Source organism: Vibrio aquaticus, from assembly GCF_003970385.1.
Taxonomy (GTDB): Bacteria; Pseudomonadota; Gammaproteobacteria; order Enterobacterales; family Vibrionaceae; genus Vibrio; species Vibrio aquaticus.
Window position 1 is genome coordinate 169,165 of sequence record NZ_RXZH01000006.1, and the last position, 15,472, is coordinate 184,636.

A 15,472-nucleotide genomic window follows, 5' to 3' on the forward strand; every position below is an offset into this window, starting at 1 on the left:
AAAACTGCCGTCTTGTTGTGATTGCCTTCGCAATATGAGTTCTTTTTGTCTGACTACCTGGCTAAAAACGTTTGCGATTGCCATTTTAGCTCTGTGTGGAGGTGGCGATTTTGTCGTGTATTGGGGTTGTTTTACTCTACGTAATAACTCCAATGCTATCCAGAATACGTGGCTGATAGATCAAAAAAGCCTGCGCTATGCAGGCTTTATTAAGAGGTATTGAAAGGGGATTAGCTGGTGAGAAGGTGTTGTAGCTTATCTCTCAGCGCTTCTATGTGGGTGCGCTCAGGGCTCTTCTCATTGCAGTGCTCAAGGATGTAGTCAAGAGAGCTGAGAACGGTTCTCCAGCGTGGTGTCTTAGGCAGAGTCTCTGGCCTTAGGTACTTGTCGAGAGTTCGTGTCTGCAATGTACTTCGGTCTAAGTAAACTCGCCACAAGCCACTTTGTTCCGCGAAAGCAAACTTAGTCTGTCCAGTCACTGACTCCCAATAGAACAAGGCACTTGTCATGGCATCCACTAAGACTTCACGCATGACCTCTTGTTTTGATTTGCTGTCGCTACCAACGCGATCTGCTAATCGAGTGAATTCTCCACCCAGTTCTTTCAGCTCCTGTAGTTTGGCTTTATCTCCTTCAAAAGCAAAGCTTGAGAGCGCTTCAATCGCTGTCTCTAAGTTATTAATTCTCGTCGCATTGATGCTACCGCCTACGTTAAATATGTACATCGACTTCAAGCCAGCGCCATCTGGAAGTTTCAGGATGTCGGCAGATAGGTGCTGACGAACATCTTCGACGTAGATATCAATCACACCACAGTAGTGCTCTTGGACAACACTTAGGAACTTTGGCGCAATCAGCTCATCAGCATTAGAGCGCTTTAATTGTTCAGTAGAGCGCTTGAACAAGCGTGAGGCAGCTTCGTTGGCAAAACGTACCTTATTGTCTTCACGGACACAGATAATGGCTTCAGGTGCGGTCTCTAGTTGTTCGAGTAGTCGTCCTTGAGTCTCAAGTAAGCTTGCTTCAACCATGGCGCGATGTTTTAACTCTAGCTGCAACGCTTGGTTCTCAAGACGTCTTTGCTCAGCTTTGCTCGCCGTTAAGTGAGCAACAATACGGGCGGCCAATTCTTGCTTATTAAATGGTTTCGATAAGTAGTCATTAGCGCCAACGCTAAAACCACGTACTCGATCATCGGTTTGGTTTAGAGCCGTGAGCATAATGATGGGTAATGCGGCGTGATCGTATGTTTCGCGTAGAGTTTCACATACTTGATAGCCACTCATGCCAGGCATCATGATATCTAGCAGAAGTAATTCTGGCTTTTCACTTTCTATTGCGGCTAGTGCTTCAATGCCGTCTTTTGCGGTGCGTACCCGGTATCCTTCTAAGCGTAAGAAACTGTCCAATACTCTTAGGTTGACGGGTTCATCATCTACGACCAAAAGAAGCGGGCCGTCTGGGTTCTCTGGCAGGCTTGCAGGTTCTGCTAGCTCGATATTACCCGTCTCAGGTGCTTTAAAGTGTGGCATCTCATACTGGCTAGCGACTTCGATCTGCTCTAAAGAAGCAATAGGCAGTGTGAAGCTAAAGGTCGTGCCGACCATTGGTTGGCTACTTACATAGAGCGAGCCTTGCATCAATTCGATTAATTGACGACTAATGGATAAGCCTAAGCCCGCCCCTTGGCGATAACGGCTAGAGTCGCTACCTGCTTGAATGAGTGGTTCGAAAATATGCTCAAGCTGCTCTGCTGGAATACCTTGACCGGTGTCGACCACTTGAACGCGGATATTGTCATCAACCACACTAGCGGAGATAACGATTTTTCCTTCACTGGTATATTTGATCGCATTACCAACCAAGTTATATAGCACTTGCTCCAATCGTTGTGGATCGGCACTTACCCAAACCGGCTCATTAGGGACTTGGTTAATAATACGAATGGGTTTATTGCCGAGCAGGTGTGACGAAAGCTCAAGAACCAGTCGGGTTGCACCAGAGAGATCCACAGCGGAGGTTTCAATATCTAGGTTGCCGTAACGCATTTTGTGGTAATCCAACAAATCATCCACCAAGGTTGCCAAACGCTGGCCGCTACTGATGATGATATCGAGTTGGTATTTATGTTCTGCGGTAATTGGGCCGTTGGAACCAGACGCTAAGGCCTCAGCGATACCGACCATGCCATGTAAAGGCGTTCTCAGTTCATGAGAGGTTGTCGCTAAGAACTCATCTTTGAGTTTGTTTGCCAGTTGTAACTCTTCATTTTGTTTCTGAATGAGCTTTAGGTTGCTCTCCAGTTCTTCGTTTTGCTGTTTTATCAGTAGGATTTTCTCGCGAATTGATCGCTGCATGCGTTCGAAACTGACCGCTAATCGCCCGATTTCATCTTTTCGCTGAGTGTTATTGATGTCGGTATCAAGATCGCCGGCGGATACTTTTTCTGCAACCCATGTGAGTTTGAGCAGTGGGGCGGTAATGAAGTTCGATAAGTAATGTGAAGCCATCACCACTAATAGAATGGCAGTGAGCATGGCAAAAATGAAGAGGGTTTCCAGTTGGTGAACTCGTGCAAAAGCGACACTTTCTGGGACTTCGACGACGATGGCCCAATCTATCCCTTTTACCGAAATCGGGCTGTAAGCGGCAATGATCGCCTCGTCTTCGGTGTTCGAGTAGGTACCAACGCTGGTTAAACCGGATAGAGCGAGTTCCACGACTTGACGACTTTTATCGATGTCCTCTTGTTCGTAAGCAAGGGTTCGAGATTGATGATCACTGCCCACGAGCAGCGTCTTCATCGAAGCAATGTTATTGGTGTCTGCAATCAGCTTAGTGATGCCGTTGTTTGGCAGTCTAAACATGGCGTAGCTGTGTAAATACCCCTGCTGAATAATAGGCGCGCCTAGCCACGCCACACTCTTGCCCTGTTCTTGAGAAAAATCAGAGATGATGACAGGGGTAAAGTCTTCATTCGTTTTACGTTTTTCGGTGACTAAATTGCGCAGTTTAGTGAAGGTTTGGCCTAAGTTAGCGTCTTTATATTTCCCGCTCAGTAGATTAGTGCCGTAGTTATCATGTTTGTAGATGGAGTAGGTGACATTACCATCTCTATCAACCAGTAAAATATCATCAAAATCGGAACGCTTTAGTAGCTCTTGGTATGCCCAGTGGTAACGTTTGTGGAGTAAGCGGTAGCGCTCAGTCCCGTTATAATTCGATGACTGCGGCAAGATTGAAGTCTTAATTTGATTGCCCGAGCCTTCAATGTAGCGCTTTTGAGCATATTGACGAGCTTGCTCTAGATCGACGCCCAAATTTTGGAATGCGTTGACGAGTCCGTAGAAGCGCCCGCCACTGGCATACGCAAGCTCAGAACGAACAAAGCCCATCACTTCTGACTCTTTAGCATATAAGTAATCAATGACTTGCTGCTGTTTACTGTCTCGAACAGAAACAAGGTGAGAGGTGCTCTGTTCTTGTAGATCTTGGGTGTGAGATTGTAAGAAAAAGATCGCAATAACAGTAAGAGGAGTAATGCTCAAGGCAAGGAATGCGAGCATCAGGGTACTCTGTAAGCGTTTGAATTTTTGCTTTCTATACAGCTTAAACATGATCGAATTAGACTTTCCGTGAAAATTCAGCTTGCAGTCCACAGTGCGTGACGGCAAGTGAGGCAAAAACGTTATTATCCTAAGATGACAAAATTAACGAGTTTTTTTACTTTGACAAGTAAGTCGAAGGGAAAGCGTGGAGAAAAGCGCAATTTTATTTAATTGCGCTTAGAGATTGGTCAATCTGCCGTGGGAAGTGGCTAAAGTGACTATTTCTTTGCCTGGTAAATAGCGAACTTGTTGGTCTTATTTAGCGTCTCACAATTACCGTAAGCTTGCTCAATAATTGGCGGGTACTTAAGAAAGCTGTTTGCAACAATAAACAGTTGCCCTGCTCGAACTTGCTTACTAGGTCCTTTAGCTAACAGAGTTTCAGTCGCGCTATAACTGGTATCTAGACCGGCATGAAACGGAGGGTTACTGATGATGAAGTTGTAATTGTCACTGGTGTCAGAGTAGACATCGGAAGCAAAGACGTTTCCAGTTAGTCCGTTCGCTACCAGTGTTGCTTTACTTGATTCAACCGCTAATGCGCTGATGTCACACATATCGAGTTCAATACCTGGATTAAGAATGGCCATCACGCTACCGATCACACCAGCACCGCAACCAAAATCGAGCACTTTACCGTTTAGGGGCGGTAGAGTATCAAGTAGCAGCTTACTACCGATATCAAATTCACCGTGACTGAAGACACCAGGCAAGCTCTTAATGGTGAGAGACGTTTCTTTGTAATCCACCTGGTAGGTTTTGAACCACTGCTCGAGTTCAAAACTTGCAGGGCTTTGGGTGCATTGACCCCAGTAAAATGAACAACGGCGTGCAGAGTCATACTTGGTGATCAGGCCGTAAGACTTAAACATCTTTTCAACACTCTTAATGCCAGAGCGGTTTTCACCAACTACGACAATTTCAGTGTCTTTACCAAGCTTCGCCATTAGCATTGACAATAGGAACTCAGCTTCAGCTTTGGCTTTTGGCCAGTAGAGCAGGACCAGGTCGGCGGACGTTTCTTGGGTGAATTCAGCCCCAAATGCAGAAGTGATTTGTTTATGCGGAGCTAATTGTCTGTAGTAACCGTAGTTCGTTGTGAAAACTGTCACTGACTCACAGTGATTAGCCAGTTCAACAGGGAACAGATCTTCCGCTTCACCAGCAACTAATACGTGTTTACCTTTAAAGTAAGCCAGTTGGCGCTCGGCGATCTGACTAGGGGCAATATAAGCAGACATAATGGACTCGCATAAAAAATGAGGGAGGATTTTCGCATAATCCTCCCTCATGGTGTAGTGGTAAATCGACTCGAGTAGTGAAGGTTAGCTTCGATCTTGCTGATCTAAGAAGCCTTGGAACTCTTCTTCATAAATATTGAACAGCACCATGGTGATGGCAAAGATCAATGGGCCGTAAATAAGGCCAATCAAACCGAATAAATGCAGACCACCTAACAGTGAGAAAAAGATGATTAACGTACTCATACCTGCACTGCCGCTGCCTTGCATGAGTAGCGGGCGCAACAGGTTATCAATGGAGCCAACAATAGCAATGCTCCAGATGGTAAGGAAAATCGCCCAAGAGCTATCACCAGTTAAGTAGAGGTAGATAGCGGCAGGAATCCAGATTAACGCTGTACCGACGACAGGGATGAAAGAGGCAAACCCCATCATCGTTCCCCAGAACAGTCCCGGGAAACCGGCTAGCCACATACCAATACCACCCGCGAGACCTTGTGCAATCGCGGTAAGGAATGAGCCCATCACAGCAGACTTAGAAACTTGCTCGATTTCATCTAGCAGCTTGTCTTCTTGGCTGCGTGAAAGAGGAAGGATGTGGCGAATTGCGCTGATGATCTTGTCGTGATCACGAAGTAAGAAAAACAGCACAAACAGCATCAAGAAGAAATCCATCAAGAAGCTTGTAGCATCACCTAAAATTTTCGCGCTGATACCCACTAAATTGCTGCCAAATGATGTTGCAAACTGAGCGACCTTTTGAGCAATCTCTTGTGGCTCAATGGTATCAAAAGGTAGGTAAGTGTTGACTAACGAGAGTCCTTTTACGACCCATGGGTGTTCGAAGATCGTTTGAATGCCACCGTGAGTAACCCATTGATAGACGTTCTGAGAAAAGGTTGAACCTTGCTGAACGATGGCCGCAAACACAAATAACAGTGGGACAACAATAATAAAAGTTAACACCACGCATGAGAGCAGGGAGGAGATATTAGGGTGCTTAGGCAGCTTATTTTCAATCCACTCGTGCACTGGAAACATCAATAAGGAAATGATGAAAGCCATCACTATCGAGTTGATATAAGGCTCAACCAGTAAAAAACAGGCAAGCCCTGCAGCCAAAAGGGCAGTAACTAAAACCCAGTGGCTTGAGGTGATTTTGACTTTGTCTGACACGATTCTGTCCATTAGTTTGACGTTGTATCAGTATAATGGCTGTAAAACAGGGAGTTATCAACGAAGAATCAAATGAGTATCAGAGGTGAGTCAAAACTATGGGATGCTGTGAGAAAAGTGAAGGTTGTCAAAAAAGTCATAAAACTAAGCGCTCAATACCTTGGTTTCGCTTAGTTATGATTGGGCTACTCCTGCTGGTGGCCTTTAACTGGCAATAAAAAAAGCTGCACTAGGCAGCTTTTTATAAGTAAGAGGGAGCTAATTAAGCTTCTTGAGCAAGGATAGCAAAACAGCGGTCTGCTGCTTCTAGCGTTGCTTCAATTTCTTTACTGCCGTGCGCGAGTGAAGTAAAGCTTGCTTCAAATGCTGAAGGCGCTAGGTAAACACCGTGCTTAAGCATTAGGTGGAAGAAGCGCTTAAAGCGTTCGATATCACACTTAGTTACGTCTTCGTAGCGAGTGATTGTCTCTTGCTCTGTGAAGAAGAAACCAAACATACCGCCTACTTGGTTAACAACCAATGGGATACCGTGACTCTCTGCCAGTGATTTAAAGCCATCTGCCAGTTGTTTAGTCTTAGAAGCTAGGCGTTTCTCATTGCCTTCTTCTTTTAGTAGGTTAAGACATGCGAAGCCCGCAGCCATGGCTACAGGGTTACCTGAAAGTGTACCTGCTTGGTAAACAGGACCTGTTGGAGCGATGTATTGCATCACTTCTTTACGGCCACCAAACGCGCCTACTGGCATACCGCCACCAATCACTTTACCTAGCGTAGTTAGGTCTGGCTTGATGTTGTAGTAACCTTGGGCGCCACCAAGAGCAACGCGGAAGCCAGTCATAACTTCATCAAAGATTAGTAGGGCGCCTTCTTCATCACAGATTTGACGTAGGCCTTCGTGGAAGCCTTCTACTGGTGGAATACAGTTCATGTTGCCCGCAACTGGCTCAACAATGATACAAGCGATTTCACCTTTGTTTGCCGCGAACAGCTCACGTACTGAGTCAAGATCGTTAAATGTTGCGGTTAGGGTATGTTTTGCAAAGTCTGCAGGCACACCAGGAGAGCTTGGTTGACCTAGTGTTAGCGCGCCAGAACCTGCTTTAACTAATAGGCTATCAGCGTGGCCGTGGTAACAGCCTTCAAATTTCATGATTTTATCGCGGCCAGTGTAACCACGAGCTAGGCGAATCGCACTCATAGTCGCTTCTGTACCTGAGCTCACCATACGGATTTGTTCCATTGATGGTACGAGTTCAGAAACCAGCTCAGCCATGGCGATTTCCATTTCTGTTGGCGCGCCAAAGCTTAAACCACGTTGCGCTGCATCGATCACAGCTTCACGAATAACAGCGTGGTTGTGACCTAGGATCATTGGGCCCCAAGAACCAACGTAGTCGATGTACGCTTTACCATCAGCATCAAAAATTAATGGGCCATCGGCACGCTCAACGAAAATCGGTGCGCCACCAACGCCGTTAAAAGCACGTACTGGAGAGTTTACGCCGCCAGGAATGGTTTGCTGTGCTTTTTCAAATAAGTCTGCTGATTTGGTCATGGGATATCCTCTTTTGATTGCTCGGACCAATTTGGCTCGCATTGTACCTGCCCGAACCAATGGAATAAAACGCTTTGCAGCACATTCTGAGTGATTTGACATCAAATAGGGCAGATATTGGGGAAAAAATGGCTTCAAAAGTGGTGAATACTTGAACGCTTCACTCAGGTATTAGATAATCAGCCTAATATTAGAAGATAAAACTCCAGATGGTGAAAGCGGTCTGGGTAGAGACGACTGAGAGAGGTCATCGTGAGCGAAGTAAATATCCCACTAACATTTTCAGACGCAGCCGCTAGCCGAGTTGGGGCGCTGATTGCTGAAGAAGAAAACCCGAATCTAAAACTGCGCGTTTACATCACTGGTGGTGGCTGTAGCGGTTTCCAATACGGTTTCACTTTTGATGAAAGCGTTAACGAAGGCGATACGACAATCGTCAACAGTGGCGTAACCTTAGTGGTTGACCCAATGAGCCTACAATATCTTGTCGGTGGTCAGGTTGACTATACGGAAGGCCTAGAAGGTTCTCGCTTCTTCGTCAATAATCCAAATGCGACCACCACTTGTGGTTGTGGTGCATCATTCAGTGTGTAATACACGATCGCTATAAATTTCTAAAGGCTGCAATCGCAGCCTTTTTTGTATCTATTCATACCGCTTTACACATCACGTTTATTCTAGAAACTGAGACCTAGCCTAAATTACCACGCAAGTTCATTTTATTTATGGTTGGTTAATTTATATTCTGGTTAATAGTTATCACTTACTTTTATTTTTCAGTCGGTAAAACATACGACCGCTGACTAGAACGCTACAAAACTAAACCAATAACGCACACATAGCATTACTAAGGATAGTTCATGGCTAGATTCTCTCCCTTGCGGTTCTTCGCTGCTCGCCCCTATTTGATTTCTCTTATTTTGGTTGTATTACTCAGTTTCTGGCTTGGCATGGGTATGCTCAAAGCAGAGGAGCCTTCGGTAGAGAATAAAGTAGAGGAGATCCCGTTAGCCAAAGTGGCTTACACAAAGTTTGAGGCTGAATCAACGCATAAACCTGTCGACCTTTATGGCCGTACAGCCCCTGACAAGCAGGCGAAACTTGGCGCTGAAATCGCTGGTAAGATAGTGCAATTAAAAGTAAAGAAAGGCGATGTCGTTAAGCAAGGTCAGGTTATTGCCTTTATTGATAAAGGTGATTTGGAGATTCAGCTTCAACGAGCCCAAGCGATGCTTAAAGTAAAAGAGAAAGAGTTCAAAGCGGCTCAATCTCTAAAGAGCAAAGGCTTGCAAGGCGAGGTGGCCTTTACTAATGCTCAGGCAGGCTTAGTGGAAGCCAAAGCCATGGTCAGCAATGCAAGAATTGCGCTTAGAAACACATCGGTTTCTGCTCCTTTCTCTGGCATTGTGGACCACTTATTTATTGAAAAAGGGGATTTTGTTGGTGTAGGCGATCCAGTGGCCACATTGCTCGATCTGGGCCAAATTATCATTGAAGCTGACATCAGCGAGCGCCATATCCAAGATTTAGTACTTAACCAAGAAGCTAAGGTTCGCTTTATCAATGGGCAAGAAGCGGTTGGCAAAGTCCGTTACATTTCACGTGTTTCTTCTACCGCAACCAACACATTCCCAATTGAGATTGAAATGGCGAATCCAGAGCAAAAGATCCCTGCGGGTATCAGTGCTGAAGTTTCTTTGAACCTCCAAGATCAACTGGCGATCAAAGTCACCCCAGCAATGCTCGCGCTGGATGAGGCGGGTAACTTGGGCGTGAAAACATTGGAAGGTGAAGTCATCGAGTTTGTTCCAATCCAATTAGTAAAAGCAGAGCAAGATGGTGTTTGGCTTTCAGGGTTGGGAGAGAGCGTGAAGATCGTGACGACAGGGCAAGGTTTTGTCCGTGATGGTGATCGAGTCATCGCTGTCGAACAAAACTAGGAGTCTCGATTATGTTTGCATTGATTGATGCCGCTTTATCGCGCACTCGAACCATGTTGGTGCTGCTGGTCTTTATATTACTGGCAGGGATAGGCACTTATGTCACGATTCCTAAAGAGTCGAGTCCTGACATCACTATCCCTATTATTTATGTCTCAGTAGGGCACCAAGGTATCTCGCCTAGCGATGCGGAGCGCTTGCTCGTTAGGCCGATAGAACAAGAGCTTCGAGCCATTGAAGGGGTTAAAGAAATGACCTCGACGGCGGCCGAAGGTCATGCCTCTGTGATGTTGGAATTCAGCGTTGGCGTTGACTTAAATAAAGCCATGGCGGATGTGCGAGATGCCGTTGACTTAGCCAAGCCCAAACTGCCAAGTGACAGTGATGAGCCGACTGTGAATGAGGTGACGTTAGCATCAGAAGAGCCGGCTTTGTCTGTTGTGCTTTACGGTACGGTTCCAGAACGGACCATTGTTCATATAGCCCGTCAGTTAAGAGATAAGCTCGAAAGCTACCGACAAATATTAGAAGTGGATATTGCCGGTGATCGAGAAGACATCGTTGAAATCATTGTCGATCCACTTTTGATGGAAAGCTACGGCCTTGATCAAGCGGATATCTATAATCTCATTGCGCTTAATAACCGAGTGGTGGCTGCTGGTTTCGTTGATACCGGTTATGGTCGCTTTTCTGTCAAAGTCCCTTCGGTGTTTGACTCTCTGAAAGATGTGTTGGATTTACCGGTTAAAGTTGACGGCAAGCAGGTGATCACGTTTGGAGATGTTGCCACCGTAAGAAGAGCATTTAGAGATCCTGAAAGTTACGCTCGATTAGATGGCAAATCTGCCGTTGTTATGGATGTCAAAAAGCGCGCTGGTGAAAACATCATAGAAACGGTGGATTTGATCAAGTTGGTGCTAGCTGAAGCGCAAAAGCGTCCGGACTGGCCAAATAACTTGCTCGTCAAATACACATGGGATCAGTCTAAAGACGTTAAGATTATGCTTAACGATCTGCAAAACAACATCCTTTCAGCGATCATTCTGGTGGTGATTGTTATTATCGCGATTCTCGGTGTTCGTACCGCTTTCCTTGTTGGTGTTTCAATTCCCGGCTCTTTCTTAACCGGTTTATTAGTTCTATCTGTGTTTGGTTTGACCATCAACATTGTCGTGCTGTTCTCACTGATCATGGCGGTCGGTATGCTTGTCGATGGTGCCATTGTCGTGACGGAATTTGCTGACAGGCGAATGCAAGAAGGAGCGCCAAGGCGAGAAGCTTATCGAGATGCAGCAAAACGCATGGCGTGGCCGATTACCGCCTCGACAGCAACAACACTTGCGGCTTTTGCCCCTTTGCTGTTTTGGCCAGATGTCACGGGTGAGTTCATGAAGTACCTGCCTTTGACTCTGATTGCGACATTAACGGCATCACTTGCGATGGCGCTTCTTTCTGTACCGGTTCTAGGGAGCTTAATTGGCCGTCCGCAGCACGTGACGTCGGCGCAACGCGAGAAAATGGTTGCCTTGCATGACGGTGATTTTTCTAAGGCAACAGGCATCACGAAGCTCTATTTTCATACCTTAGATATCGCGATTAAACATCCTCTAAAGATCTTGTTCAGTGCCATTTTGCTGGCTGTTGGCGTTGGCTTTACATACGCAAAAGCAGGGTTAGGTGCAGAATTCTTCCCAGAGGTAGATCCTCCTTTCTTTACTGTTAAAGTGCGATCGTATGGTGATCTCTCCCTGAATGAAAAAGACGTCATCATGCGAGATATTGAGTCAGTCATGCTCGGCCATGATGAGTTTGAAAGTGTTTACACTCGTACTGGCGGTGATGACGAAATCGGTCAGATCCAAATCACCCCTGTCGATTGGCAGTACCGCCGACAAGTGAAGGCGATCATTGAAGAGCTTAAACAGGAAACGGACAATTACGCAGGGGTTGAGATTGAATACAAATTCCCAGATGCAGGTCCTCCAGTGGCTCATGACTTAGTGATCGAAATGTCGGCTCGCATTCCTGATAACTTAGACAGTGCCGCGAAAATGGTAAGGCACTGGGCAGATAATTACCCAGCCTTTACTAACTTAAGCGATACTTCGAGCAAAGAGGGGATTGATTGGCAAATTGATATTCGCAGAGATGACGCTTCTCGTTTTGCTGCAGATGCAACATTAGTAGGTAATACGGTTCAGTTTGTCACTAATGGACTTAAGATTGGTGATTACCTGCCCGATGACTCTACAGAAGAAGTGGATATCTTGGTCCGTTACCCAGAAGAGAAGCGCGATATTGGTCGCTTTGATCAGTTGAGAGTGAAAACTCCGGCGGGGCTCGTACCGATCACCAACTTTGCGACTATCGTGCCCGAGCATAAGCAAGATACGATTCGCCGCATTGACGGTCAGCGTGTCATTAATATTATGGCCGACATGAAAGAGGGCTATAACCTCGCACTCGAGCTACCTAATATCACCGAAGCGGTGGCACAACTTGATCTACCGCCAGGTGTCGAGTTTAAAATCCGTGGCCAAAATGAAGAGCAGGAAAATTCTTCTGCGTTCTTACAAAACGCGTTCTTGGTGGCCTTGGTTGTTATGGCGCTGATTTTGATCACTCAGTTTAATAGTTTCTATCAAGCGTTCTTGATCTTAAGTGCGGTGCTGTTTTCGACGGTGGGGGTTTTTGTTGGATTACTTGTGTTCCAAAAACCGTTTGGCATTGTTATGTCAGGTATTGGCGTGATTGCCTTGGCCGGTATTGTGGTCAACAACAATATTGTCTTGATCGATACCTATAACCGCCTGCTAAAACGCGGTTTAGATAAACGAGAGGCGATCTTGCGCACTGGTGTTCAGCGTTTACGTCCGGTGTTGCTCACAACAGTGACGACAATTTTAGGCCTGTTGCCTATGGTGCTTGAAATGAACATCGACTTGATTAACCAGAAAATCGAGTTTGGTGCCCCGAGCACGCAGTGGTGGTCTCAGCTCGCAACTGCTGTGGCTGGTGGACTGGCGTTTGCTACTGTACTTACTTTGGTATTAACGCCTTGTTTACTGATGCTAGGAAAGCAACACAAGGTTGAAGAGTCTGCTAATAAGGTAATAGAAGCGGAATAGCCCCCAGAAACAACAAGACCCACATCAGTGGGTCTTTTTTTTGTCTTAAAGGTTAAGGCGTTGCGAGCAATTCGCCGTACCTTTCAAGCTTCTCTAATCTAATTTTAGCGTTGGCAATAAAGGTGGTTTTTGCTTTGCCTGTTAAAGATTTAGATTGTGGCAGTTTCACGGTTCTTGGGTTCTTGTGAACACCGTTGACTAAAAATTCATAGTGCAAGTGTGGGCCTGTGACTCGCCCCGTTCCGCCAAGCGTACCGATAGTTTGCCCCTGCTTGACTCGTTGGCCAGTCTTCACAGTTCGTTTAGTTAAGTGCAGGTACTTAGTGATATAAGTGTTGCTGTGCTTGATAAAGACGTAGTTACCATTGAACTGGTTGTAACTCGATTTTTGCACAATACCATCACCGGCAGCCCAAATTGGTGTACCAACTGGTGCAGCGTAGTCCGTACCACGGTGTGCCCTTACTTTACCAGTCACAGGGTGGCGACGGGTTGGGTTGAAGTTAGAGCTCACACGGCGAAAATCAAGCGGTGAGCGCAAGAAGGCTTTTTTCATCGCTCGGCCGTTTTCATCGTAGTAGTTACCGGTTTTATCGTCACGAATCGCGGTAAACGTATCCCCTTGGTTTTTGAAGATTGCCGCGATGATCTTGCCACGGCCAACCACTTCACCTTCAACCACTTTCTCTTGATAGAGAATCTTAAAATAGTCGCCATTTCGAATGTCTAATGCAAAGTCGATGTCCCAGCCAAAGATCCCCGCTAACTCCATAATCTGATTGGCCGTTAAACCTGCCGTCATGCCAGCGTTCCAGAAGTTAGACGTAATATCGGCTTCGGCATAGTTATATTGGAAATGAACGTCTTTCTTATCAACGGCAGAGGTGTAACCCTTTGACGATTTGGTTACAACAAACGTTTCGTAGGGGCTCAGCTGGCGTGTGATCTGAACTAGCTGATTGTCGGCGTCGAAGCCTAACTGGAATGTGTCGCCCGGACGCACTCGTGTCAGCTGACGTTTAATGTCGTTATTGGTGGACGTTAATTGGTACAGCAGGCGGGAGGAGAGGCCCGCTCGTTGGAATAGCAACGCCATGCTATCACCAGAACCAATGGTGTGTTTTTCCCAACGTAATACCGCAAGTGTTGAAGACGTCGTTGATTCATTAAAATCATCGAGGTCGATTGATAATGGGTAAGCTTTACCAACTTGGTAATTACTTTCCTCTTGGCGAAGGTCTTTCGGCGCAGGAAGAAACAGCGCGATGACGATAAGTGCGCTAAAAAAGGCGATAAGTGCTCGGTGAATCCATGGAAGTCGAGCGAAAAGCGACAACATCTTATGTCCGTTCTAAAAAATTCAGTAAAAAAGCGAAGCTTCTTAGTCTAACTGGTTTCAAAAAGCATCGCTATTCAAGTAAGATGGCAAACTATTAAATTTTTGCCAAATCTGTGGGAGTGAACAAGAATGGCGAGCATTGAAGCTGCACTAGCAGAGATTAAGCGTGGTGTTGAAGAGCTAATTCCAGAAGAAGAACTGATTGCTAAGCTGAAAGAGGGTCGACCTCTTCGCATTAAGCTAGGTGCCGATCCAACTGCACCGGACATCCACCTAGGTCATACAGTTATTTTCAACAAGCTTCGTGCATTTCAGGAACTAGGCCACGACGTTACTTTCCTTATCGGTGATTTTACCGCGATGGTGGGTGACCCGACGGGCAAAAATAACACTCGTCCACCGCTAAGCCGTGAAGATGTTCTGCGTAACGCTGAGACGTACAAAGAGCAAGTGTTTAAAATCCTAGATCCAGCTAAAACAAAAATTCAGTTTAACTCTGAATGGCTGTCTGAGCTGGGTGCTGAAGGTATGATTCGTCTAGCTGCAAACCAAACAGTTGCACGTATGCTAGAGCGTGACGACTTTAAAAAGCGTTATGCTGGCGGTCAACCTATTGCTATTCATGAGTTTATGTATCCACTCCTACAAGGTTATGACTCAGTAGCAATGGAAACAGACGTAGAGCTTGGTGGTACAGACCAGAAGTTCAACCTGCTAATGGGCCGTGAACTGCAAAAAGCCAATGGTCAAAAGCCTCAAGCTGTTCTTATGATGCCTCTTCTTGTTGGTCTAGACGGCGAGAAGAAGATGTCTAAGTCTGCCAATAACTACATTGGTATCAGCGAAGCACCAAGTGAAATGTTTGGTAAGATCATGTCGATCTCTGATGACCTAATGTGGAACTACTACGACTTGCTTTCTTTCCGTCCTCTTGACGAAGTAGCACAGCTAAAAGCTGACGTTGCAGCGGGCCAAAACCCACGTGACGTGAAAGTGGCGCTAGCGAAAGAGATCATTGCTCGTTTCCACAGCCAAGCAGATGCAGATGCCGCTGAGCAAGAGTTTGTGAACCGCTTTGCTAAGAACCAGATCCCAGCTGAAATGCCTGAGTTTGCGTTTGATGCGGGTCTTCCAGTGAGCAACATTCTGAAAGAAGCTGGCCTATGTGCGTCTACTTCAGAAGCGATGCGTATGGTTAAGCAAGGTGCAGCTAAGATTGAAGGCGAGAAAGTGGCCGACTCTAAATTTGCACCAGAAGCGGGTACTTACGTATTCCAAGTTGGTAAGCGTAAATTTGCTCGTATTATTATCAAGTAATTAAGTTTGCTTGGAATAAAAGCGCCTATTTTTTGGCGCTTTTTTTGTATTTGAAGCGAGTGAATTCTCTAGGCAGAAAAAGGCTCATCTTGACCTTTTCTTGACAGACATTTCTTACGGGTTTTGTTAGCATTCTTGCGCTGCCAGTCTGGCAGTTTATTCGGAGAT

9 protein-coding genes are annotated in these 15,472 nt (G+C 45.9%); 4 read left to right on the forward strand and 5 right to left on the reverse strand.

Features of this window, described 5'->3' with window-relative positions; all coding sequences use genetic code 11:
- Window positions 1-230: 230 nt before the first annotated feature.
- From EJ063_RS14355 to hemL, 4 genes are all read right to left on the reverse strand, one after another.
- A complete protein-coding gene (locus tag EJ063_RS14355) occupies window positions 231-3,617 on the reverse strand; it encodes a response regulator (protein WP_126575046.1) in 3,387 nt (1,128 codons plus the stop codon).
- A gap of 209 nt (window positions 3,618-3,826) precedes the next feature.
- A complete protein-coding gene (gene rsmC, locus EJ063_RS14360) occupies window positions 3,827-4,849 on the reverse strand; it encodes a 16S rRNA (guanine(1207)-N(2))-methyltransferase RsmC (RefSeq protein WP_126575047.1) in 1,023 nt (340 codons plus the stop codon).
- Between the two features lie 84 nt (window positions 4,850-4,933).
- Complete coding sequence (locus EJ063_RS14365) at window positions 4,934-6,025, reverse strand: AI-2E family transporter (RefSeq protein ID WP_126575048.1); 1,092 nt, start codon at window positions 6,023-6,025, stop codon at window positions 4,934-4,936.
- A 262-nt stretch (window positions 6,026-6,287) separates the two neighbouring features.
- Complete coding sequence (gene hemL / locus EJ063_RS14370; RefSeq protein ID WP_126575049.1) at window positions 6,288-7,580, reverse strand: glutamate-1-semialdehyde 2,1-aminomutase; 1,293 nt, start codon at window positions 7,578-7,580, stop codon at window positions 6,288-6,290.
- Window positions 7,581-7,832: 252 nt separating this feature from the next.
- Here hemL and erpA point away from each other — a divergent pair, with 252 nt between their 5' ends.
- The 3 genes from erpA (at window position 7,833) to EJ063_RS14385 (ending at window position 12,648) form a co-directional block, all read left to right on the forward strand.
- A complete protein-coding gene (erpA, locus tag EJ063_RS14375; protein WP_008073305.1) occupies window positions 7,833-8,174 on the forward strand; it encodes an iron-sulfur cluster insertion protein ErpA in 342 nt (113 codons plus the stop codon).
- A gap of 266 nt (window positions 8,175-8,440) precedes the next feature.
- Window positions 8,441-9,520 (forward strand): efflux RND transporter periplasmic adaptor subunit, encoded by a 1,080-nt coding sequence (locus EJ063_RS14380; RefSeq protein ID WP_126575050.1) that lies wholly within the window; start codon window positions 8,441-8,443, stop codon window positions 9,518-9,520.
- A gap of 11 nt (window positions 9,521-9,531) precedes the next feature.
- Window positions 9,532-12,648 (forward strand): efflux RND transporter permease subunit, encoded by a 3,117-nt coding sequence (locus EJ063_RS14385; RefSeq protein WP_126575051.1) that lies wholly within the window; start codon window positions 9,532-9,534, stop codon window positions 12,646-12,648.
- 52 nt (window positions 12,649-12,700) lie between these two features.
- On the opposite strand, the gene shyC is transcribed toward EJ063_RS14385, so the two are convergent.
- On the reverse strand, window positions 12,701-13,987 hold the full coding sequence (gene shyC / locus EJ063_RS14390) for a peptidoglycan DD-endopeptidase ShyC (RefSeq protein WP_126575052.1): 1,287 nt from the start codon (window positions 13,985-13,987) through the stop codon (window positions 12,701-12,703).
- Window positions 13,988-14,116: 129 nt separating this feature from the next.
- On the opposite strand from shyC, the gene tyrS reads away from it, so the two are divergent.
- Complete coding sequence (gene tyrS / locus EJ063_RS14395) at window positions 14,117-15,304, forward strand: tyrosine--tRNA ligase (RefSeq protein ID WP_126575053.1); 1,188 nt, start codon at window positions 14,117-14,119, stop codon at window positions 15,302-15,304.
- Window positions 15,305-15,472: the final 168 nt, after the last annotated feature.